The organism is Acidimicrobiales bacterium, assembly GCA_035531755.1.
In the GTDB taxonomy this organism is placed as follows: Bacteria; Actinomycetota; Acidimicrobiia; order Acidimicrobiales; family UBA8190; genus DATKSK01.
Genome location: DATKSK010000077.1, coordinates 1 through 20,834 on the forward strand (window position 1 = coordinate 1; position 20,834 = coordinate 20,834).

Genomic DNA, 20,834 nt, shown 5'->3' on the forward strand with positions numbered 1-20,834 from the left:
GATGGAGGGCCACGAACCGGTCGCTCCAACCGCCGCAAGGGTGCCGAACAAGACGAGGGGGAAGATCACCACGTAGGGATCCCATGGACTGGCCACCGAGGCCCCTACATCGGGATTCCACGGTGTTGACAACACGATCTCAAGAAGGCCCATACACGAAGCCGCCCACAATGCTGGCCAAGCTCCTGCTCGGCGGCGTACTACCCACACCACACCGAGGGCCGACAGCCCATTGATCAACGCAGCCCCGACGAAATCGGCACGCCCACCGCTACCAAGAACGCGCGCAACGGCCGAAAGCAAGTAGAAGAGGGCGGGCCCCGGATGATTCCATCCGAAGCGGTCATAGGGTCCGACAAGCTGATTGAACCGAAGCGCGTCGAGAACGCGAACATCGGTCAGCGCCAAGTCACCCCATAGGAAGACGTGACCGGAGGAGGCAAGGAAACGCCCCATTGCAATGGCAAAAGGGGCGACCACTACAGCCATAGCAAGTGTTCCAACGTCCATCCATCCACGAAAAGATGCCCAGGAACGAAAGCGCGACCCGCCAGTCACCGCAGAATTCCACCCCTTCGCGAAGCTTGACAGCCACTTTAGTCAACAAGTGTCGAACGGTCTCTCTGATCAGTTTCGCCAACTCCAGACTTCCGCGCGGTCCAGGGTGGATGCCACCGGGGCCGACCCACTTGGGAGTGTGCCATTCGATGTCTCCCCAATCCCCGGGCTCACCATCCAGGCGGACTACGACCCGAATTGGAATCCGACCGGCGTCACGATCACCAACAAGCAGTTGGCCGCCGTTCCCCTCGATCCTCATGAATTCCACGGCGAGTGGGACTACGCCATTACCGCTCAATCAAACGAGGCGTAAGCGCTTACCCCGGTGAGCAGGGAGTTCGTCAAGACTGGGGAGGCGACCGGTGCCGGGCCGGTGACAAATGGGAAGTAGCACATTGAGCAGCCGGCTAAGGCCGGCAGTGGCGGCGGAGCGGCTGAACCCGGAGACCGGCCCGGCTCACACCAGCAGGCGGAACAGGGGGCTGTCGGGCGGCACCAGCTGGGCGTCGAGGCCGGACCGGGCGATGCGGTCGAGGAGGGGCCGGAGGTCGTCTCTGTCGCCGAGCTGGATCCCGACGAGCGCAGGGCCGAACTCCCGATCGTTCTTCTTGATGTACTCGAAGAGCACGATGTCGTCGGTGTCGCCCAGGCACTCGTCGAGAAACCGGCGCAGGGCGCCGGGGCGCTGCGGGAAGGCCACGACGAAGTAGTGCTTCAGGCCCTGGTGCACCAGGCTGCGCTCGATGATCTCGTCGTAGCGGGCCACGTCGTTGTTGCCGCCGCTCAAGATGCACACCACGGTACGGCCGGCGATCTCGGGGGCGATGTCGTCGAGCGCGGCCAGGGCGAGCGCCCCGGCGGGCTCGGCCACGATGCCGTCGGTCTGGTAGAGGTCGAGCTGCTCGGTGCACACCCGGCCCTCGGCCACCACCACCATGCGGGGGACGAGGTCGCACACGACGGCGAAGGTGAGCTCGCCCGGCGTGCGCACCACGGCGCCGTCGACGAAGTCGTCGGTGATGTCGATGGTCAGGCGCCGGCCGGCCTCGACCGAGCGCGCCATGGCCGGCGCCCCGGCGGGCTGCACGCCGACGATCGTGGTGGGCGCCCCGAGCCCGTCGAGGGCGACGGCGATGCCCGACACGAGCCCGCCCCCGCCGATGGGGACGGTCATGACGTCCGGCGCCGCGCCGAGCTGGTCGAGCACCTCGAGGGCGATGGTCCCCTGGCCCGCGATCGTGGCGGGGTGGTCGAAGGTGGGCACCACCGTGGCCCCCGTCTCCCCGGCGAAGGCGAAGGCGGCGGCGTTGGCGTCGTCGAAGCTCTCCCCGGCGAAGCGCACGTCCACCAGGGCGCCGGCCAGGGCCCGGATGCGGGCCACCTTCTGGCGCGGGGTGCGGTCGGGCAGGAAGACGGCCCCACGCACGCCGAGGTGGCGGCAGCTCCAGGCCACGCCCTGGCCGTGGTTGCCGGCACTGGCGCACACCACCCCGGCCGCCAGGGCGTCGGCCGACAGGCCGGCGATGAAGTTGTAGGCGCCCCGGATCTTGTACGAGCGGACGGCCTGGAGGTCCTCGCGCTTCAGGTACACCTCGGCGCCGGTGCGCTGCGACAGCCGGTCGCTGCGCTGCAGCGGCGTGGTGACGCCGACGGGCCGGAGGCGCTCGGCGGCGGCCCGGACGTCGTCGAGGCCGACCCGTTCGCGCCACCCTGCACCCGACGCCGCCACGGAGGAGACACTACGGGCACGACGCCGGCGCGGGGGCGAGCCCGGGACCGGCAGCCTCAGCCCAGGGCGCCGGCGAGCAGCGGCACCACCTCGCGCCAGTCACCGACGATGGCCACATCGGCCCATTCCATGATCCTGGCCTCGGGGTCGGTGTTGACGACGACGATGGTGCCCGCCCCACGCGCCCCCACGATGTGGTTGAACTTCCCCGACACCCCCACGGCCACGTAGAGGGCCGGGGCCACGCTGTGCCCGGTGATGCCGATCTGCCGGGCCCGGGGCAGCCACCCCTTGTCGGTCACCTTGCGCGAGGCCCCGAGCTGCGCCCCCAGGACCTTCAGCAGGGGCTCGAGGCTGCCGTACTCCTCGGGGGGGACCCCCTGGCCCACGGCCACGACCGTGCGCGCCGCCAGCAGCGCCTCGACCTCGTCGTCGCGGCCGGCGTCGGTGACCTCGACGCGGCCTCGGCTCGTCCCCGCCAGGTGCTCCACCGGCACCGGGGGTGCGGCGGACCGTGCGGCGCGCAGGGGCAGGACGCCGGGGCGCACCGTCGCCATCTGCACGGGCGACGTGCACGAGATGGCCGCCACCAGGCTCCCGCCGAAGGCCGGCTTCCAGGCCACCAGGCGGCCGTCCTCGACCCCGAAGCCCACGGCGTCGCCGGTCAGGCCCGACCGCGTGCGGGCGGCGGTCCGGGCCGCCACCTCGCGTCCCCACAGCGTCCCGGGGGCGAGCACCGCCCACGGCGCGGTCTCGGCGCACCACCGGGCGAGGACCTCGGCCACGTCCTCCTCCACCGCCGTGCCCGTCAGGGCCAGCGCCCGGTCCGCGCCCCAGGCGGCCAGCTCGCCGGGACCCGGGAGCTCGGGCCCGACGGCGACGACCTGGCCGTCGAGGCGCCGGGCGAGGTGGACGGCCGCGGCCAGCAGCTCGCGCGCCAGGCGCGGCCGGCCGGGCTCCACCACCACGGCGACCACCGGCGTCGACACCGGCCCCGGCGTCCCCGTCGGCGTCCCCGTCGGCGTCCCCGTCGGCGGTGCGGCGGCGGGGACGGGGCCCACGGCGTCGACACCGGGCTCGGCGCTGCCGTCGGCGTCGGTCGCCGCGCTCCCGGGGGCGTGGTGGTGACGGACGGCGTCGAGCGCACCCCACCGGTCCAGCAGGTCCACGGCCTGCGCCACCTGGGCGGCGACGTCACCGGACAGCACCACACGACGGCGCACCACGTCCATGGCGCGCACCTCGCCCACCACCGTCGGGCTCCCCGCCGCGCCCCACGGGCCGGGGCCCAGGTCGGCCGCCGACAGCCGGCGGATCCGCCCAGGGTCGACGTCGGCGCGCCCCTGGGGCGGGACCTTGCAGGGCTCGGTGAGCCGCTCGGCCACCGACAGCACCGCCGGCAGCGCCACCCGGGCGTCGCGCCAGCCGTCGTCGAGCTCACAGCGCACCGTCACGGACACACTCCCCACGGTGAGCTCCTTGACGCCGGCGGCGAAGGGCAGCCCCAGCAGCTCGGCCACCCCCGGGCCCACCTGGCCGGTGTCGGCGTCGATCGAGTTGCGCCCCGTCAGGACCAGGTCGAACGGGCCCTGGTGGCGCACGGCGGCGGCCAGGGCCGAGGCCGTGGCCAGGGTGTCGGAGCCGGCGAAGGCGGGGTCGGACACGAGCACGCCCTCGTCCGCGCCCCAGGCCACCGCCTCGCGCAGGGAATCCTCGGCCACGGGGGGCCCGAGGGTGAACACCACGCACCGGCCGCCGGTGTCCCGGGCGATCTCGACGCCCTTGCTGACGGCGCGGCGGCAATAGGCGTTCATCTCGAGCTCGACGCCGTCGCGCTTGAGCCGCCCGTCGGGGAGCAGCTCCAACTCCTCGACCTTCGGCACCTGCTTGACGAGGACGGCGACGTTCACGGCGTCCCCCCCGCCCGGCCGCCGCCCGCGATCGCTGACGCGGGCGTCAGTGTCATGGCCGAACAGTACCCGGGCGCCACGCCTACGGCAGGAGGCCGAGGCGCTGGGCGACGGCCGACATGTCGTCCCTGGCGGCGGCCAGATCGGGCTCGGCACAGGTGACCACCAGGCGGTCGACCCCCATCGCCACCAGCTTCTCCACCGTCTCGGGCGTCGTCGACGTGGACAGGGCGCTGATCGTCAGCTCGAGCGCGGAAGGGTCGCGGCCCGCCGCCTCGGTCTCCTGCACCAGGCGCGCCAGGGCCTGTTCGAGCTCCTCGCCCCACAGCCCGAGCGGCTGCCAGCCGTCGCCGCGGCGCGCCGCGCGCCGGACCGAGGCCTTCGTGTGCCCCCCGATGTGGATGGGGATCCCGCCCGGGCGGTAGGGCTTGGGGTGGGTGTGGGCGTGGGAGAACCGGAAGAACTCGCCCTCGAAGGAGGCGCCCTCGGGCTCGGTGTCGGCCCACAGGGCCCGCATCACGTCGATGCACTCGTCGGTGCGCCGGCCCCGGCTGTCGAAGTCGGTGCCGCACGCCTCGAGCTCCTCGCGCATCCAGCCCACGCCGATGCACAGGCGGACCCGGCCCTTCGACAGCCGGTCGACGGTGGCCAGGCGCTTGGCCATCACCACCGGGTGGTGTGCCGGGAGGACGAGCACGCCGGTGGAGAGCCCCAGGGTCGAGGTGACCCCGGCCAGGAAGGCCAGCGTGTCGACGGGGTCGGGGATGGCGCAGTCGTCGGGCAGGGGCATGCGTCCCGAGGGTGAATACGGGTACGTGCTGGTGGTGTTCCCGACCACGAGCGGGTGCTCGACGACCACGATGGACTCGAAGCCGATGGCCTCGACGTGCCGGGCGAAGCCGGCCATCCAGTCGGGGTCCGCGCACACCCCGGCCCGCACGGGCGGCAGGGCGGCGAGCTTCAGCGTGGTCACGCCGTCAACGCTGCGCCACGGGGCGGTCGTCGCGCCAGTCGACGTGCAGCTGGCGCTGGGCGAAGCACCACACCCCGCCCTCGCCCCCGGGACCGCCCCCGTCGTCGCCGGTGGTGCGCACGTACTCGTCGTGGTAGCGGACGGCCATGACGAGCAGCCGCCGCTCGCCGGCGCGCTCGTAGACGTGGTGGGCCAGGCACGTCGTCTCGCCCGTGGCCCGGTCGCGGTCACCGCCGGCGCCGAGCCCGACCACCTGGCCGCCCACCACGTGGGTGGTGCCGAGGTACCGGGCGAGGCCGTCGACCAGCGCGCCGCGGATCTCCTCGCGGCCGGTGCGGATCGTCGGCGAGCCCGGGGCGCCGGGGTCGAAGTGGGCGACGAGCCGGCCCGTGGGCGCGAAGAGCAGGGCGACGGCGTCGCTGTCGCGGTGGTCGACGTCGCGGGCGTAGGTGTCGACCAGGCGGCGCAGGGCCAGGCGATCGGCGATGTCACGCTGCACGTCGTCCACGGTCGACGCATCGTACGACCCGGGGGCGGCGGTGTCGCCGGGTGCGGCGACGGGAGCACTCCGGCATGCATGTGACCCGACCCCACGCATCGTGGTCGTTTTCGCCACGCAGCGTATGGTTGGCGCACCAACGGCGGAAGGACCGGCGGGCCAGCGACTTTGTGCCCTTCAGCACCCGATGCCCCCCGCCGATGGTCAGGCAGAAGGAGGCGGTGACCATGAGCCTGGGTGAGCGGTGCGACGAGATCGTGCGCCTGATCGACGAGACCTTCGCCGATCTGGGCATCGAGGCCGGCGGGGACGAGGACGGGCACGGCGCCTCCGTGACCGCGCTGGCGCCGGCGACCGCCCCCGGGAGCGACGGGTCGCGGCGCGTCCCCCGGGCCCTGGAGAAGCCGCGCCGGGCGGCGTCGGGCTTCTGACCTGCCGAGCAGGGCGGCGCCCCCCGCTCGGTCTTCACAGATAACCCACAGGGAACTCCGGCAGGCTGGGCGCAGGTCCCACCATGTCCGAGCCTTCCCGCATCCTGGTCGTCGACGACGAGCCGAGCATCACCGACCTCCTGGCCATGGCCCTGCGTTACGAGGGCATGGAGGTGGCGGTGACCCATCTCGGGCGCGAGGCGCTCGAGGCCATGACGACGTTCCGGCCCCACCTGGTGGTGCTCGACGTCATGCTCCCCGACCTGAGCGGGTTCGAGGTCCTCGAGCGCATGGGCCGCGACCGCATCGGCGGGCGGCTGCCCGTGCTCTTCCTGACGGCGCGCGACACCCTCGACGACAAGCTGCGCGGCTTCACGCTCGGCGGCGACGACTACATGACCAAGCCCTTCAGCGTCGAGGAGCTCATCGTGCGGGTGCGGGCCATCCTGCGTCGCGTCCACGGCGAGGGCGACGACGGCCGGCTCAGCGTGAGCGACCTCAGCCTCGACGAGGAGAGCCACGAGGTCTACCGGGGGTCGACCGCCGTCGAGCTCACCCCCACCGAGTTCAAGCTGCTGCACTACCTCATGCTCAACACCGGGCGCGTGGTGTCGAAGTCGCAGATCCTCGACCGCGTGTGGAACTACGACTTCGACGGCAACGCCAACGTCGTGGAGATCTACATCAGCTACCTGCGCAAGAAGATCGATTCCCTCGGGCCCCGCCTGATCCACACCATCCGGGGCGTCGGCTACTGCCTGCGCACGTCGCCGGAGTAGGCCCGTGACGCTGCGGCTGCGGCTGCTGCTGGTCCTCGTCGGCATCGTGGCCGTCGGCCTGGTGGTGGCCGACGTGGCCACCTACACGTCGTTGCGCTCCTACCTCTTCTCGCAGGTGGACGAGCAGCTCCAGAGCGACGTGGACCCGGTGACGGCGTCGGCCATCTGCCAGGCCGAGCCGTTCTCGGGCCCGTTCTGCCGGCACACGCCCGGGGTGGTCCCCCCGCCCGGCCTGTGGGTGCAGGTGCGCGACCAGAGCGGGACCACCGTGGTGGGCACCGCCGGCTACCCGTTGTCGCCGCCGGGCCTGCCCAACCAGCTGCCGGGGTCGGGGGCCACCGGCACCTCGGTCCTGTTCGACGCCACCGGCTCGACGGACTCGGGCGTCAGCTACCGGGTGCTCGCCAAGTCGACGTCGATCGAGGGCATCCCCGTCACCGCCATCGTGGCCATCCCGCTGAACGACCTGCACCACACCCTGGGACGGCTGGTGCTCATCGAGCTGCTGGTGTCGGGCGCGGTGGTGGTCGGGCTCGGCGGACTGGCGTGGTGGATCGTGCGCCGGGGCCTGCGGCCCCTCGACGAGATGACGGCCACGGCCGGGGCCATCGCCGCCGGCGACCTCTCGCGGCGGGTCGACACCACCGACGAGCGCACCGAGGTCGGCCAGCTCGGCCAGGCGCTCAACACCATGCTGACGGGCATCGAGACGGCGTTCGCGGCCCAGGCCGCCTCGGAGGAGCGGCTGCGGCGGTTCCTCGCCGACGCCTCGCACGAGCTGCGCACCCCCCTGACGTCGATCCGCGGCTACTCCGAGCTGTTCGACCGCGGGGCGCGCGACCGTCCCGAGGACCTCGCCACCTCCATGCGCCACATCCGCGAGGAGGCCAACCGCATGAGCGTCCTCGTCGACGACCTGCTGCTCCTGGCCCGTCTCGACCGCCAGCGCCCCCTGGCCCTCGAGACCGTGGACCTGGCCGCCCTGGCCGGCGCGGCCGTGGACGCGGCGCGCACGGTGGCGCCCGACCGCACCCTCGGCCTGGCCGTGCCCGGGCCCGTCCCCGTGACCGGCGACGCCCACCGGCTCCGGCAGGTGGTCGACAACCTCCTCACCAACGCCGTGCAGCACACACCGGCGGGCTCCCCGGTGGAGGTCATGGTGGGCGTCGAGCCCACCATGGCGGTCCTGGAGGTCCGGGACCACGGGGCGGGCGTGCCCATGGAGGAGCAGACGCGCATCTTCGAGCCCTTCCACCGCGCCGACCCCACGCGGGCACGGGCCACGGGGGGCGTGGGCCTGGGCCTCACCATCGTGTCGGCCATCGCCCACGCCCACGGCGGCGCCGTCGGCGTGGTGTCGGGACGCGACGGCGGCGCGCCGGGCGCCACGTTCTGGGTGCGCATCCCCTTGGCGGCCGCCGCGCACGCGACGACGACGCCGGCTGATGCGGCCGCCGCGGCCGAGGAGCAGTCGCCTACGGCGATCGGGTGACCACGGCGCGCCATGCACGGGCACCGTCGGGGGAGATGACGATCACCATGCGGGCGTCGTCGACGGCGTCCACCCGCCAGCCGTCGCGGAAGCAGGCGCGGATCTCCTCCTCGGTGACGCGCCGCGGGCCCCACTCGCCGGGCTGTCGGTCGCTGAAGCACAGCACCAGGACCCGTCCACCGGGGGCGGTGACGGCGCGCAGACTGTCGACGTAGCGGGCACGCCGGTCGTCGTCGAAGACGTGGAACAGGCCGGAGTCGGCCACGGTGTCGAACTGCCCGCCGAGCGAGCCGAGGTCGAGGGCGTCCATCACCATGAAGCGCACGGACAGGCCCCGGTCGGCGGCCTTGGCGCGGGCGATGTCGATCGCCCGCGCCGACGAGTCCACGCCCGTCGCCTCCAACCCGAGCTCCGCCGCCAGCAGCGCGTGCTCGCCGGTGCCGCACCCCACGTCGAGCACGCGCCCGGTGAACATGCCGGCGTCGGCCAGCTCGGCGAGGGCGGGCTGGGGACGGCCGATCTCCCACGGCGGCGTGCCCTCGTAGACGGCGTCGAAGTCCGTGGGCCCGGCACCCTCGTGGGCCCGCACCACGGGCCCCGGGGCCGCCCGTCCTTCGTCGTCAGGGGCCACGGCGGTTGTCTACCACCGGGCCCGTGCCCGGCGCCGCGCCGCCGGGGTCACACCCGGGCCATGCCGGCGAAGCGGGTGTAGCGGTCGACGAAGGCGAGCTGGGTCGTGCCGGTGGGCCCGTTGCGGTGCTTGGAGATGATGATCTCGGCGGTGCCGCGGTCGGGTGACTCGGGGTTGTAGATCTCGTCGCGGTAGATGAACAGCACGACGTCGGCGTCCTGCTCGATCGAGCCCGACTCGCGCAGGTCGGCCAGCACGGGCCGCTTGTCCTGGCGCATCTCCAGGTTCCGGGAGAGCTGCGACAGCGCGATCACGGGGATGTCGAGCTCGCGGGCGAGCACCTTGAGGCCCCGGCTGATCTCGGACACCTCGACCTGGCGGTTCTCCGCCCTGCTCTTGCTGTGCCCGCTCATCAGCTGCAGGTAGTCGACCACCACCAGGCCCAGGCCCTCGCGCGCCTTCAGGCGGCGCGACTTGGCCCGGATGTCCATGACGGTGGCGTTGGGGTTGTCGTCGATGTAGATGGGGGCGTCGCCCAGGCGGCCGATGGCGTCGGAGATCTTGGGCCAGTCCGACTCGAGCAGCCGCCCGTTGCGCATGCGGGTGGCGTCGACGTGGGCCTCCGAGCACAGCATGCGCTGGGTGAGCTCGAGGTGGCTCATCTCGAGGGAGAACAGCAGCACCGGCACCCGGGCGTGCACCGCGGCGTGCTTGACGATGCCCAGGGCGAAGCTCGTCTTCCCCATGGCGGGACGGGCTCCCACCACCACGAGGTTCGACTTCTGCAGCCCCGCCAGGCGGTCGTCGAGGTCGTCGTACCCGGTGGGCACGCCGGTGATGGTGTCGCCGCGCGCGTAGAGGCTCTCCAGGTGGTCGAGGCTGGCCGCCAGCAGCTCGCGCAGGGGCGCCATGGTGTCGATCACGCGCCGCTGGGCGACCTCGAACACCATCGTCTCGGCGCGGTCCACGACGGCGGAGACGTCCTCGGGGACGCTGTAGCCGAGCTCGGCGATCTCTCCCGCCACGGTGACGAGGCGCCGCAGCAGGGCGTGCTCCTCGACGATGCGCGCGTAGTGGGCGGCGTTCGCCGTCGACGGGGTGTTCACCTGCAGGGAGATGAGCACCGAGGCGTCACCCACGGCCTCGAGCAGCCCCGAGCGCCGCAGCTCGTCGGCCACCGTCACGGGGTCGGCGGGCTCCCCCCGGGCGTAGAGCGCCATGACGGCGCCGTAGATGTGGCCGTGCGCGGGCTTGTAGAAGTCCTCGGCGCCGCAGCACTCGAGCGCCGAGGCGATGGCGTCGCGCGACAGGAGCATGGCGCCGAGCAGCGACTCCTCGGCATCGAGGTTGTGCGGGGGGACGCGACCACCGGCGGCCTGCAGCCGGTGGACGCGGGGTTCTTCGAGAGCCTGCGCCATGGTCCCCCTACCCTGGACTACCGGGCCTGGGGGTAAACAGTCCCGAAACCCTGCGAATTTGAGGTGGACAACACGGTGTTTGAGGTGGACAACACTGTGGACGACGCCTGGGCGGAGCACCGCGCGCTGGGGATAACCCCGGGGGCAGGGATCGTCCGCGGCGAGGTCGCACGCGGTCACGATGACAGACGGGTGTGTCGCTCCCCGTGAGGGCCGCGCGCCGGGGCGGCGCGTGCGGTCCGGCGCCGGTCAGGAGCCGGTCAGGAGCCGGCGACGACCTCCACCGTCACCTCCGCGTCCACATCGGCGTGGAGACGGACGGGGACGACGTGGGTGCCGACCGACTTGATCGGTTCGGCCAGGTGCACCTTGCGGCGGTCGACGACGGCGCCGGTCTGGGCCTCGAGGGCGTCGGCCACGTCACCGGCGGTCACCGACCCGAACAGGCGCCCTTCGGCCCCGGCGCGCGCCGTGATGGTGACGGTGGCGGCCCGCAGCACGCCCGCCACCGACTCGGCGGCGTCCTTGTCCTGCGCGTCGCGCAGGTCGCGCGACCGGCGCATGGCGGTGGCCTGGGCCTCGATGCCGTCGGTGGCCGCCAGGGCCCGCCCGGTCGGGAAGAGGAAGTTGCGGGCGAAGCCGTCCGCCACGGCGACGAGGTCGCCCTTCTTCCCCACGCCCTGGACGTCACTGCGGAGCAGGACCCGCATCACCCACCACCTTCGGCCGAGGACAGCGCCCCGGCCCGCTCGATCGACTGTGTGTTGCGGGTCGCACCGTCGGACGACCCGGTGCCGGCGCTCGACGCCGTGCCGGTGGTACCGGCGCCGTCGGCGAGCCCGTCGCCACGGTGCGGGTTGGCGCTGTTGACGGCGGTGGCCCCGGCGGTGTCGGGCCCGGTGGCGACACCGACAGGCGGACGGTCGGGGCCGCCGGAGCGGCCGCGGCCGCGCCCACCCGGGCGCTCCATGGTGGTGCGCTGCGTGTAGGGGAGCAGCGCCATCTCACGGGCCGTCCTGATGGCCAGGGCGATGGCGTGCTGGTGCCGGTCGCAGTTGCCCGTGACCCGACGGGCGCGGATCTTGCCGCGGTCGCTGGTGTAGCGGCGCAGCGTGGCCACGTCCTTGTAGTCGACCCACTCCACCGAGTCCCGGCACATGGCGCACGGCTTCTTCTTCACGCGGCGCGCCGCGTCCTTGGGGGCGCGCCGGCCCGTACGCTCAGGATTCCGTGCCATGGCTCAGAACGGCTCCTCGTCGAAGCCGTAGCCGGCGCCGGCACCGGCACCGGCACCCTGCGCGGCGGGAGCACGCTCGGCACGGGGAGCGCCGCTGCCGCCCTCGCCCGCCGGGCCGCGCCGTTCGTTCTTGGTCACCTGGGCGGTGGCCCACCGCAGGCTCGGGCCGATGTCGTCGGCCGTGATCTCGATCTTGGAGCGCTTGTCGCCGTCCTGGGTCTCCCACGACCGCTGGTCGAGGCGGCCGGTGACGATGACGCGGCTGCCCTTGGCGAGCGACTCGGCGGCGTTCTCGGCCATCTCCCGCCAGCACACGACGTCGAAGAACGACGTCGCCTCCTCCCACTCCTGGGTCTGGCGGTTCTGCCACCGCCGGTTCACCGCCAGCCCGAACGAGGCCGTGGCCTGGCCCGTGGGCGTGAAGCGCAGCTCGGGGTCCCGGGTGACGTTCCCGACGAGCACGACGTTGTTGCCGTTCGACATGGTCTTCCCTCCGCTCGCTGCTCAGCCCGCATCCGGGCCGTCGCCGTCCGCGGTGGCCGGCTTGGCCGCCGCGGGCGCCTTGGACCTGGCCCGCCCGGCGACCTTGTCGGGCAGCCGGACGGTCTTGTGGCGGAGGACCTCGTCGGCGAGGACGAGGAACCGGTCGAGCTCGGCGGACGCCTTGGGCTCGGCGGTGAACTCCGCCACCACGTAGTACCCCTCACGCTTCTTGCGCATCTCGTAGGCGAAGGTCCGTCGTCCCCAGCGGTCGACGGTCCCCGTCGTGCCCCCGTTGGACCGGACCACCTCGAGCGCCTTGGTCAGGACGCCCTGGATGGCGGACTCCTCGACCTCGGGGTCGAAGATGATCATCGTTTCGTACGGCCGCACGCGCGGCTCACCTCCCTCCGGACCCGGGCCTTCCGGCAACCGGGGCTCCGCCCGTGCGGAGCAGGGTTCTGTGGCCCCGTCCCGGTCGTGGTACCCGGGCCCATGGCCGGGGTCATGGTACCCGACGGGTGGGTCAGCGCCCTCCGGGGCCCCCGGCGGCGGGGAGGTGGTACGTCTCGGCGTCGGACGGGAAGTCCCCCGACCGGACGTCGGCGGCCCAGGCGGCCACCGCCTCGGTGGCCACGGTGGTGAGATCGGCGTAGCGCCGGACGAACTTGGGGACGGGCCCCGCCGTCAGGCCCAGGAGGTCGTGGAACACCAGGACCTGGCCGTCGCACCCCGCCCCGGCGCCGATCCCGATGGTGGGCACGTCCACCTCGGCGGTGAGGCGGGCCGCCACCACGTCGGGCACCCCCTCGAGCACGATGGCGAAGCACCCGGCGGCGACGATGGCCTTGGCGTCGTCGACCAGGGCGTCCGCCGCGGCCGCCTGCTTGGCCTGCACCTTGAAGCCGCCCATGGTGTGGATGGACTGGGGGGTGAGGCCGAGGTGGCCCATCACCGGGACCTCGGCGGCGACCAGGGCCTCGACCATGGGCACCCGGAGCCGGCCGCCCTCGAGCTTCACGGCCTGGGCGCCGGCCCGCACCAGGACGGCGGCATTGCGCACGGTGTCCTCGACCGACACGTGGTAGCTGAGCCAGGGCATGTCCCCCACCACCAGGGCCCGGGGCGAGGCCCGGCCCACGGCGCCGACGTGGTGGGCCATGACCCCCACGTCGACGTGGAGGGTGTCGGCGTGCCCGAGCACGGCGTTCGCCACCGAGTCGCCCACGAGCACGATGTCCACCCCGGCGGCGTCGGCGATGCGCGCCCCGGGCGTGTCGTAGGCGGTGAGCATGACGAGGGGGTCGCTGCCGCGCGCCCGCTTTCGCGACCGGACCTCGGGGACCGTGACCTTGGGTGCCATGGGAGGCCTCCTTGCCGTCCAGCGCACGATGGCTGCCGGCGGCGACGGGACCGGGATGTGCCCCCAGTGTACCGTTCGGCGGTGGCATCCGACGGGCCACGACCCGGCCCGACCTGCGAGAGCTGCGGCCACGCCGGCCGCCCCCGGCGTGCCGTGCGCCGCGTCTACCTGGCGGCCGACGAGGGCGGGGCCCTGCGGGTGGCCGTCACCGAGCCCGACGCCGAGTGGTGGTGCCCCTCGTGCGTGGCCCAGTACCCCAACGAGCCCGTGGCCGGGGACTGAGCGCCCCGTGGCCCGGTCGCCCGCCGTCATCGAGTACCGGGGCCGGTTCACGTTCGACCAGCCGCCGGCGGCGATGTGGGGGTCCATCGAGCGCTGCGACCGCTTCGAGGCCTGGTGGGCGTGGCTGGGCGAGTTCCGCCTCGAGGGGTCGCGCCTCGAGGACGGGGCCGTGCTCCACGGCGTGGTGTCACCGCCCGTGCCCTACCGGATGCGCATCCGGGTGGTCCTCGACCACTGCGAGCCGCCCCATCGCATCGACGCCACCGTCCACGGCGACCTCGAGGGCGAGGCCACCCTCGTGCTCGCACCCGACGGTGATGGCACCTGCGCCGAGGTGTCGTGGACGATCGAGATGATGCAGCGGCCCATGCGGCTGGCGGCGCGGGTGGCCCACCCCCTCCTACGGTGGGGCCACGACCGGGTGGTCGACGCCACCGTCCACGGCTACCGGCGCTACCTCGTCTCCGCCGGCGCGTCCGAACCGACCGGCCCGGACCGGCCCGGGTACGACCCGCTCAGGTGAGGCGGGCCAGGGCCAGGGCCGTCGCCAGGGTCACGACGCCCCACGACATGGCCCGCAGGGCCCGCTCGAGCGGGGCCAGCAGCGCCGCGGTGTCGAGGCGCCGGACCGAGCCGTCGGCCAGGGACAGGGTGGCCTCGGCGTCGCGCACCGAGCGCCGCAGGAGCCGGGCGGGCGTGCTGAGGCTCCGCTGCGCCCACGACAGGGCGAAGGCGCCCGCGGCGGCCAGCACCGGGGCCGGACGCAGGGTGCCCGACTGGGCCACGTAGGCGGTGAGCACGGGGAACGCCCCCCAGGCCGCCGCGAAGCCGGCGTCGCTGTGCACCGCCCCGCCGAACAGCTCGGCGTTGTAGGCCACGACCAGCACCGGCCCCACCACGATGAAGGGGACCAGTACCACCCCCACCGTCACGACCCCGGCCACGCCGAGGGCGACGGCCCCGGCCAGGGCCAGGGCGCTGGCGGTGAGGAGGGCGGAGGAGGGCACGGCCGTGCGCAGCGGGCGGCCGTGGAGCTCGTCGAGGGCATGGGCGGCCACCCCCACGGCCAGGAAGAAGGCGAGCACCGTGGCCACCAGGCGGGCCACCTGCACCCGGGGGGCGAGGCAGGCCCCGACCACCACGTAGGAGAGGTGCCAGGCGGTGTAGGGCGGGTGCAGCAGCGTCCACCAGTCGCGCCAAGCGCCGCGGCGGGCGGCGTAGAAAGCGGGACGGGGAGCGTCAGCCACCGGCGCGCCGCCCCCACATGACCAGGCCGCCGCCCAGGCTCATGGGCCGCACCCCCACGTCGGTGAGCCCGGCGTCCTGCCAGGCGCGCACCGTCCACTCGAGGGGGTAGCGCCGGTAGTGGGCCGAGATGTCGGGGCCGAGGAAGCGCCCCACCTCGAACCAGGGGCGCCCGCCCGCGGCGGCCCCGGCGAGCGGGAGGACCAGGCGCGTGTACCCCCACCACCAGAAGCGCCAGAAGCGGCCGCGGGGGACCAGGAATTCGAGGTTGGCGACGGCCCCGCCGGGCTTGACCACCCGGGCCAGCTCCCGCAGGGTGGCGGCGGGGTCCTCAACGTACCGCAGCAGGTAGGTGAAGGTCAGGGCGTCGAAAACGCCGTCGGCGAAGGGGAGCTGCTCGGCCCGGCCCGCCAGCAACTGCACGGCCGCACCGGCGCCGGCCCGGGCCACGCTGTCCTTCCCGACGCGCAGCATGGCCTCGGTGAGGTCGATCCCGACGACGCGGGCGCCCGTGCGGGCGGTGATCTGCAGGGCCACCCCAGCGGTCCCCGTGGCCACGTCGAGCACCAGGCCCGGCGGGCCGTCGACCACCCGGTCGACCATGGCGCGGCGCCACCGGGCGTTCTGTCCCAGCGACAGCCACGCCTCCAGGCGGTCGTAGCGGGCGGGGAGCGGCGAGAACAGCCGCCGGGCGAACCGGTTGTCCCGAGCGATCGTCGGGCCCGCGTCGTGCCGCACAGTGCGACAATCCCACACAACGCCCGCCGACGCCGGAGAGGAGCACGGATCGTGGCCCGCCCGCGCTGGCTCAGTCGGAACCTCCTGGTCCTCTCGGGCGTGTCCTTCCTCCAGGACACCGCGAGCGAGCTGCTGTACCCGGTCCTGCCCATCTTCCTCACCACCGTCCTGGGCGCGCCGGTGGCGGTGGTGGGGTCGATCGAGGGTCTGGCCGACGGGATCGCCGCCGCCATCACGCCCCTGGCGGGCACCCTGGCGGACCGCGCGGGCCGCCGGCCGCTCATCGGCGCCGGCTACGGCCTGGGCGCCGTGGGCAAGGCCCTCGTGGCCCTGGCCACGGTGTGGCCGGTGGTGCTCGTCGCCCGGTGTGTGGACCGGCTGGGAAAAGGGGTGCGGGGGGCGCCGCGCGACGCCCTCATCGCCGACGGCGTGGGCGCCGGCGACCGGGGCCGCGCCTTCGGGTTCCACCGCGCCATGGACACCGCCGGGGCGGTGGTCGGCCCGTTGCTGGGGCTCGGCGGCTACGAGGCCCTGCACCATCACATCCGGCCCCTGTTGGTGGTGGCCGTGGTCCCCGCCGCGCTGAGCACGCTGCTGGTGGCGGCGGTGCGCGAGTCGAGGACAGCGGCCCCGGTGCGGGACGGAACCCCGGTGCGGGACGGAACCCCGGCGGGCGGGGCCCCGGTACGCGACGGAGCCCGGGCGCCGATGGGGACGGGGTTCTGGCGGATGACGATGGCGGTGACGGCCTTCAGCCTCGTGAACTTCCCCGACGCCCTGCTCCTGCTGCGCCTGCGGGCCATCGGCTTCTCGGTGGCGACGGTGATCCTTGCGTATGCCACCTACAACGTCGTCTACGCCCTGGGCAGCTACCCGGCCGGAGCGCTGTCGGACCGCCTCCCCCGGGCGCGCGTCTTCGGGCTCGGGCTCGTCTTCTTCGCCCTCGCCTACCTCGGGCTCGGCCTCGTACACGACCACACCGCGGCGTGGGTGGTGCTCGGTGCCTACGGCGGCTTCACGGCGTGCACCGACGGCGTCGGCAAGGCATGGGCGTCCTCGTTGGCCGGCCCCGGCCGCCAGGGGCGGGCCCAGGGGCTGTTCCAGGGGCTGCGCGGCCTGGCCGTGGTGGTGGCGGGGGTGTGGGCCGGGCTCGCCTGGCACGGCACCGGTGTGGTGCCGTGCCTCGTGTCGGGATCGCTCGCCGCGCTGTTGGCCGTGGCCTTCCTGCTGGCGCCGCGCTCGTGGTCAGGAGGCGTTGCGTCCTGACGCCGGCGCGCAGTGCGCGCACGGCCGGAAGCCCGCCACGAAGGCGGCCGCCGCGCTGCGGAACGGCACCTCGTGTGCGGGTCGGATACGCCGGGCGTGGTGGCACGACGGCACGCAGAACACGCCCGTGCTGTCGCTGCCGATGAAGCGCACCCCGGCGTCAGCCAGGCGCTGCAGGCGCTCCAGGTCCACCCCTTCGGCACTGAGCAGCGCCCGCTTCATGGAGACACCGAACCCGTACTGCCCGACGTGGCCGTCGCTGCGCACCACGCGGTGGCAGGGAATGAGTACCGGCACGGGGTTGCGACCGAGCGCCGACCCCACGGCGCGCACGGCGCGGGGACGGCCGATCTCGCGAGCCACCCACCCGTAGGGACGCACCTCGCCCGGCGGGATCTCGAGCGTCTTCGTGAGCACGGCGCGCTCGAACGGCGACAGGCCCGACAGGTCGTAGCGCAGGCGCCGCGCCCGGCCGGTGCGCAGGGCGGCCTCCAGCCCCGCGGGCGGGCGCGCCGCGGCCGCCACGGCGCGGCCGGCGGTCCGCCGATGGTGCTCGGCGAAGCGCGCGGCGTCGCCGTCGAAGCGCGCCGCGGGGACGACGGCGCTGATGCCGCTGTCGTTGAAGGCCACGAAGACGTCGCCGGCCGGGCCGGCCATGACGACGAAGCGGTCGCCGGCGTGGAGGCCGAGCCGGTCGAGGACGGACTCGACGAACGCCGCCGGTGCCTCGGCCCGCAGCCGCCGCAGCGCGGCGGTGCCGACCGGCACGGGGCGCGCCGCCCGGGGGGAGCCGTCGCGGGGTCGGGCGCTGGTCATGGGGCCTCCTCGTCGTGCCTGTGCTCCGTCATCGCGTCTCCGCTCCCGTCGCGCCGGCGTCGTCGGCCCGGCCGAGGACGCGCAGGCGGTCGAGACCGCGTGCCACGTTGGCCTTGGCCGTGCCCACCGGGCACGCCAGCACCGTGGCCAGCTCGGCGTAGGACAGCCCGACCACGTGCCGCAGCACGACCGGCACCCGTTGGTGCTCGGGGAGCTGCGCCAGCAGGCGCACGAGGGCCCGGGACGCCTCGCCGGCCACGGCCGCGTCCTCGGGCCCGGGTCGCCCGTCGGCGACGTCACCGTGGCGGTCGCCCGGCGCCGTCCGGGGCCGGCGGGCGGCGGCCCGCAGGCGGTTGCGCCACAGGTTCAGCGTGATGGTGTGGAGCCAGGGCCGCGCCTCGAGCGACCGCAGGCGCTCGGCGTCGAAGCGCCGCAGGGCGCGGTAGGCGCGCACGAAGGTCTCCTGGGCGATGTCGTCGGCATCCGCCCGCGACCCGCTGAGCCGCAGGGCCGCGCTGTAGACGTCGTCGGCGTGGGCGCGCACGAAGGCGCCGTACCCGCTCTCGAGGTCACCGGCCAGCCCCTCGAGCACGGTCGTGTCGCGTCGCTGTGCCACCACACCCTCTCAACCCCGACGGTCGCACATCGGTTGCACCCGACGCCCGCCGGGGACCGGCGGCTACCCCTGGCTCAGCGCGGCTCGGGGTCGGCGTCCCCGGCCGTGAAGGGGACGCCGGTCAGGTCGGTGGCGGTGCCGGCGTCGTCCTCGGGACCGTCCTCCCACTCCTGCCACCGGGCACCGCCGCCGGACATGGTGGGGAACGACGTCACGACGAGGACGAAGAGGATGAACGTGTCGATGTGCACCCCGGTGCACCACAGGCAGATGGCCTTGATGCTGAACAGCTCGGCGGCGAGCAGGTAGAGGACGAAGCCGACGCCGCCGACGACCATCGCCAGGCGGGCCCACCCCACGGCCCGGACCCGCGACCGCCACAGCGGGGGCCAGTTGATGGCCACCATGCCCGTGTAGAACAGCAGCCCGAGCAGCGACACCGGGATGTGGAAGAGGTACGAGAACTTGCTCGTCGTGACCTTGGTGCAGTCCACGTACCCACTGGCCGGGCAGGTCGGCGGGGTCCCCCGGAAGTGGTCGATGGTCAGATAGAGCGAGATCCCCAGCCCGACGAGCGACAGCACGAACGCCGCCACGGGCAGCCAGCGCGACACGGTGGGGACGTCGTCGTCGTCCTCGTCGCTGTCCACGTCGGGCGGCGCGTGGGGGAAGGACACCGGGTCGTCCCGCTCAGCTCAGCTTCAGCGCGGCGGCCGCCTTGTGCACCCCGGAGGCCGAGCACACCGCGGCGGGCTGGTTCCCGGTCAACGAGCACACCGCCGCCGTCAGGTAGTTGGACGTGCCCACGATGGCCTGGGTGACCGGGTCCGAGGGGTTCGACAGCCTGGACGCGATGTCCTGCTGGTTGAGCCCGGCGAGGATGGCGGGGTCGTAGCTGGGGCCGGTCACGAACACCTTGTTGCCGAAGTCGAGGAACGGGTAGCCCGTGTTGATGCCGAACTGCGCGGCGTACTTCGTCCACAACTTGCCCTGGGCCGTGGTGAGCGGCTGCAGGTTCTTCCGGGTGCCGGCCCCGTTGGTGTCGTTCGTCTCGTGCTCGACCCCGACGAAGGAGACGGTCGAGCTCGTGAGCTTGGCGTCGCGGAAGGAGAACGTGGCGGTACCGGGATCGGTGTCCCACAGCGACGACGTCGTCTCCTTGAGGCCCGACCACGTGCCGAAGTGGCTGAGCGCCATCACCGTCGCCCAGCGCTCGGCGGCGCAGTAGGGACAGAACTCGGCCCCGATGAACAGGACCTCCGGCTTGCCGCCGGAGGTGAGCAGCGGCTGGTTCTTCAGGACCTGGGGTGCGGTCACGCCCTGCCCGGTGCCCACGGTCGACGCCACCGACGCCGGGACCCCGGTCACCTCGGACAGCACGGCCGCCGACGCCGGCGTGGGCGGCGGGACGCTCGTGGAGCTGGACGGCGACTTCTTGCCGGTCACGGTGACGACCACGAACACGAGGACGATCACCACGACCACGCCGACGGCCCCGAAGGCCAGCGTGGAGGGCGAGAAGCGCCGGGGCGGGGGGGCCGAGATGGTCTTGTTGGGACGCCCGGTGCGGCCCTTGGCCCCGCCCCCGGCGGTGCCCTTCCCGGCGGTGGCCGGCCGACCCTTCGGCCCCGTCTTCGCCGGCGGGCGCTTGCCCGGAGCCGGCTTTCGCGCCTGGGGACCGGGGCGCTGGCCCGATCCCTGGCTGGGTGGCTTCACTTGGCTCATCGCTGGGTCCCCTTGGATCGCCCCGGAGTCGGACCGGACAATGGTGCCCCATCAGGCGCCCCCCGTGGGCGCGGTGAATCCGGTCAGCCGTTGCCCCGCACGGCCCGGCGCGCCGCGGCGCGGTGCCGACCGCCCGCCGGGTACATGCGGGCGAGGTGGTTCCACGCGCACTGGGGGCACACCTCGACCACGTAGCACGCCACCTCGTCCGCCCGCCGGCACAGGCGTGCCAGCTCGGTGGGCGTCCCCGGGCAGGTCCCGTTGGGCGGCAGCCGTTGGCCGAACACATAGGTGACGTGGACGACCTGCGTCTCGTCGCAGATCGGGCAGTCCTCGGGGAGCGGCACGCCGACGTTGCGCGCGGCGCGCAGCAGTTCGGGGTGCGCGTCGCACACGTCGAGGCGCGACAGGCGCCCCTTGTGGAATTCGCTCACGACGGCGTTGCGGGCCAGGCGGTACTCAACCCGCCCACCGGTCCCGGTCACCGGGAACCCTCGTAAGGCCGACGGCCCGAAGCTCATCGCCACAAGGGTACCGTCGCCGGCCCGCTTTCGACCCGGGATCGCCGACTCTTCGCGCCCGACCACCCGGCCCGTCCGGGGCCCCGGGGGCGGGTGGCCGGCGGGCCCGGGAGCCCGACTTG

25 protein-coding genes and 1 pseudogene are annotated in these 20,834 nt (G+C 73.9%); 7 read left to right on the forward strand and 19 right to left on the reverse strand.

Annotated features, from left to right (window positions below):
* Positions 1-408 (reverse strand): hypothetical protein (locus tag VMV22_15045; protein ID HUY23647.1); only part of this gene is annotated, 408 nt, incomplete at its 3' end.
* Between the two features lie 289 nt (positions 409-697).
* On the opposite strand from VMV22_15045, the gene VMV22_15050 reads away from it, so the two are divergent.
* Entirely contained in the window at positions 698-874 is a 177-nt protein-coding gene (locus tag VMV22_15050; GenBank protein HUY23648.1) for a hypothetical protein, read from the forward strand.
* 144 nt (positions 875-1,018) lie between these two features.
* Here the strand turns inward: VMV22_15050 and ilvA are convergent, their stop codons facing one another.
* From ilvA to VMV22_15070, 4 genes are all read right to left on the reverse strand, one after another.
* A complete protein-coding gene (gene ilvA / locus VMV22_15055; protein ID HUY23649.1) occupies positions 1,019-2,290 on the reverse strand; it encodes a threonine ammonia-lyase IlvA in 1,272 nt (423 codons plus the stop codon).
* A 56-nt stretch (positions 2,291-2,346) separates the two neighbouring features.
* Entirely contained in the window at positions 2,347-4,200 is a 1,854-nt protein-coding gene (locus VMV22_15060) for an FAD-binding protein (GenBank protein HUY23650.1), read from the reverse strand.
* Positions 4,201-4,282: 82 nt separating this feature from the next.
* Positions 4,283-5,173, reverse strand: coding sequence for an LLM class F420-dependent oxidoreductase (locus VMV22_15065; protein ID HUY23651.1), 891 nt, complete (start codon positions 5,171-5,173; stop codon positions 4,283-4,285).
* 4 nt (positions 5,174-5,177) lie between these two features.
* Positions 5,178-5,681, reverse strand: coding sequence for a nuclear transport factor 2 family protein (locus tag VMV22_15070; protein ID HUY23652.1), 504 nt, complete (start codon positions 5,679-5,681; stop codon positions 5,178-5,180).
* A gap of 218 nt (positions 5,682-5,899) precedes the next feature.
* Between VMV22_15070 and VMV22_15075 the strand changes: the two genes are divergently transcribed.
* The 3 genes from VMV22_15075 to VMV22_15085 all read left to right on the forward strand — a co-directional run bounded on the left by VMV22_15075 (position 5,900) and on the right by VMV22_15085 (position 8,374).
* Complete coding sequence (locus VMV22_15075; GenBank protein ID HUY23653.1) at positions 5,900-6,103, forward strand: hypothetical protein; 204 nt, start codon at positions 5,900-5,902, stop codon at positions 6,101-6,103.
* Positions 6,104-6,186: 83 nt separating this feature from the next.
* Positions 6,187-6,882 carry a response regulator transcription factor gene (locus tag VMV22_15080; protein ID HUY23654.1) on the forward strand — a complete coding sequence of 232 codons (696 nt, stop codon included), beginning with the start codon at positions 6,187-6,189 and terminating at the stop codon, positions 6,880-6,882.
* A gap of 4 nt (positions 6,883-6,886) precedes the next feature.
* Complete coding sequence (locus tag VMV22_15085; protein HUY23655.1) at positions 6,887-8,374, forward strand: HAMP domain-containing sensor histidine kinase; 1,488 nt, start codon at positions 6,887-6,889, stop codon at positions 8,372-8,374.
* Here the strand turns inward: VMV22_15085 and VMV22_15090 are convergent.
* The 7 genes and pseudogenes from VMV22_15090 to panB all read right to left on the reverse strand — a co-directional run bounded on the left by VMV22_15090 (position 8,358) and on the right by panB (position 13,503).
* Positions 8,358-9,005 (reverse strand): class I SAM-dependent methyltransferase, encoded by a 648-nt coding sequence (locus tag VMV22_15090; protein ID HUY23656.1) that lies wholly within the window; start codon positions 9,003-9,005, stop codon positions 8,358-8,360. The genes VMV22_15085 and VMV22_15090 overlap by 17 nt on opposite strands.
* A 47-nt stretch (positions 9,006-9,052) precedes the next feature.
* Positions 9,053-10,423, reverse strand: a complete 1,371-nt coding sequence (gene dnaB, locus VMV22_15095; GenBank protein HUY23657.1) for a replicative DNA helicase — start codon at positions 10,421-10,423, stop codon at positions 9,053-9,055.
* 260 nt (positions 10,424-10,683) lie between these two features.
* A complete protein-coding gene (gene rplI, locus VMV22_15100) occupies positions 10,684-11,133 on the reverse strand; it encodes a 50S ribosomal protein L9 (protein ID HUY23658.1) in 450 nt (149 codons plus the stop codon).
* A gap of 275 nt (positions 11,134-11,408) precedes the next feature.
* A pseudogene (rpsR, locus tag VMV22_15105) lies at positions 11,409-11,660 on the reverse strand (30S ribosomal protein S18).
* Positions 11,661-11,663: 3 nt separating this feature from the next.
* A complete protein-coding gene (gene ssb, locus VMV22_15110; GenBank protein HUY23659.1) occupies positions 11,664-12,143 on the reverse strand; it encodes a single-stranded DNA-binding protein in 480 nt (159 codons plus the stop codon).
* Between the two features lie 21 nt (positions 12,144-12,164).
* Positions 12,165-12,533, reverse strand: coding sequence for a 30S ribosomal protein S6 (gene rpsF / locus VMV22_15115; GenBank protein HUY23660.1), 369 nt, complete (start codon positions 12,531-12,533; stop codon positions 12,165-12,167).
* 133 nt (positions 12,534-12,666) lie between these two features.
* Positions 12,667-13,503: a 3-methyl-2-oxobutanoate hydroxymethyltransferase gene (panB, locus tag VMV22_15120; protein ID HUY23661.1), complete on the reverse strand. Its 837-nt coding sequence runs from the start codon at positions 13,501-13,503 to the stop codon at positions 12,667-12,669.
* Between the two features lie 81 nt (positions 13,504-13,584).
* Between panB and VMV22_15125 the strand changes: the two genes are divergently transcribed.
* Positions 13,585-13,785: a hypothetical protein gene (locus VMV22_15125; GenBank protein ID HUY23662.1), complete on the forward strand. Its 201-nt coding sequence runs from the start codon at positions 13,585-13,587 to the stop codon at positions 13,783-13,785.
* 7 nt (positions 13,786-13,792) lie between these two features.
* Positions 13,793-14,308, forward strand: coding sequence for an SRPBCC family protein (locus VMV22_15130; protein ID HUY23663.1), 516 nt, complete (start codon positions 13,793-13,795; stop codon positions 14,306-14,308).
* On the opposite strand, the gene VMV22_15135 is transcribed toward VMV22_15130, so the two are convergent.
* Positions 14,301-15,032, reverse strand: coding sequence for a hypothetical protein (locus VMV22_15135; GenBank protein HUY23664.1), 732 nt, complete (start codon positions 15,030-15,032; stop codon positions 14,301-14,303). The genes VMV22_15130 and VMV22_15135 overlap by 8 nt on opposite strands.
* The gene (locus VMV22_15140; protein HUY23665.1) at positions 15,025-15,768 is read right to left on the reverse strand and encodes a class I SAM-dependent methyltransferase; all 744 of its coding nucleotides are present in this window, start codon (positions 15,766-15,768) and stop codon (positions 15,025-15,027) included. Before VMV22_15140 ends, VMV22_15135 begins: the two co-directional genes overlap by 8 nt.
* Positions 15,769-15,819: 51 nt before the next feature.
* Here VMV22_15140 and VMV22_15145 point away from each other — a divergent pair, with 51 nt between their 5' ends.
* The gene (locus tag VMV22_15145) at positions 15,820-17,034 is read left to right on the forward strand and encodes an MFS transporter (GenBank protein HUY23666.1); all 1,215 of its coding nucleotides are present in this window, start codon (positions 15,820-15,822) and stop codon (positions 17,032-17,034) included.
* On the opposite strand, the gene VMV22_15150 is transcribed toward VMV22_15145, so the two are convergent.
* From VMV22_15150 to VMV22_15170, 5 genes are all read right to left on the reverse strand, one after another.
* A complete protein-coding gene (locus tag VMV22_15150; GenBank protein HUY23667.1) occupies positions 17,014-17,850 on the reverse strand; it encodes a methylated-DNA--[protein]-cysteine S-methyltransferase in 837 nt (278 codons plus the stop codon). The two genes, VMV22_15145 and VMV22_15150, sit on opposite strands and share 21 nt — an antisense overlap.
* 28 nt (positions 17,851-17,878) lie before the next feature.
* A complete protein-coding gene (locus VMV22_15155) occupies positions 17,879-18,466 on the reverse strand; it encodes an RNA polymerase sigma factor (GenBank protein ID HUY23668.1) in 588 nt (195 codons plus the stop codon).
* A 74-nt stretch (positions 18,467-18,540) separates the two neighbouring features.
* Positions 18,541-19,143 (reverse strand): vitamin K epoxide reductase family protein, encoded by a 603-nt coding sequence (locus tag VMV22_15160; protein HUY23669.1) that lies wholly within the window; start codon positions 19,141-19,143, stop codon positions 18,541-18,543.
* Positions 19,144-19,156: 13 nt separating this feature from the next.
* Positions 19,157-20,191, reverse strand: coding sequence for a DUF929 family protein (locus VMV22_15165; protein HUY23670.1), 1,035 nt, complete (start codon positions 20,189-20,191; stop codon positions 19,157-19,159).
* Between the two features lie 83 nt (positions 20,192-20,274).
* Positions 20,275-20,712: a DUF5318 family protein gene (locus VMV22_15170; GenBank protein HUY23671.1), complete on the reverse strand. Its 438-nt coding sequence runs from the start codon at positions 20,710-20,712 to the stop codon at positions 20,275-20,277.
* Positions 20,713-20,834: the final 122 nt, after the last annotated feature.

Coding starts and splice junctions, on each gene's coding strand:
- VMV22_15075 (HUY23653.1), top strand. CDS start 5,900: ATGAGCCTGGGTGAGCGGTGCGACGAGATCGTGCGCCTGATCGACGAG.
- VMV22_15080 (HUY23654.1), top strand. CDS start 6,187: ATGTCCGAGCCTTCCCGCATCCTGGTCGTCGACGACGAGCCGAGCATC.
- dnaB (HUY23657.1), bottom strand. CDS start 10,423: ATGGCGCAGGCTCTCGAAGAACCCCGCGTCCACCGGCTGCAGGCCGCC.
- rplI (HUY23658.1), bottom strand. CDS start 11,133: ATGCGGGTCCTGCTCCGCAGTGACGTCCAGGGCGTGGGGAAGAAGGGC.
- ssb (HUY23659.1), bottom strand. CDS start 12,143: ATGTCGAACGGCAACAACGTCGTGCTCGTCGGGAACGTCACCCGGGAC.
- panB (HUY23661.1), bottom strand. CDS start 13,503: ATGGCACCCAAGGTCACGGTCCCCGAGGTCCGGTCGCGAAAGCGGGCG.
- VMV22_15150 (HUY23667.1), bottom strand. CDS start 17,850: ATGACCAGCGCCCGACCCCGCGACGGCTCCCCCCGGGCGGCGCGCCCC.
- VMV22_15165 (HUY23670.1), bottom strand. CDS start 20,191: ATGAGCCAAGTGAAGCCACCCAGCCAGGGATCGGGCCAGCGCCCCGGT.
- VMV22_15170 (HUY23671.1), bottom strand. CDS start 20,712: ATGAGCTTCGGGCCGTCGGCCTTACGAGGGTTCCCGGTGACCGGGACC.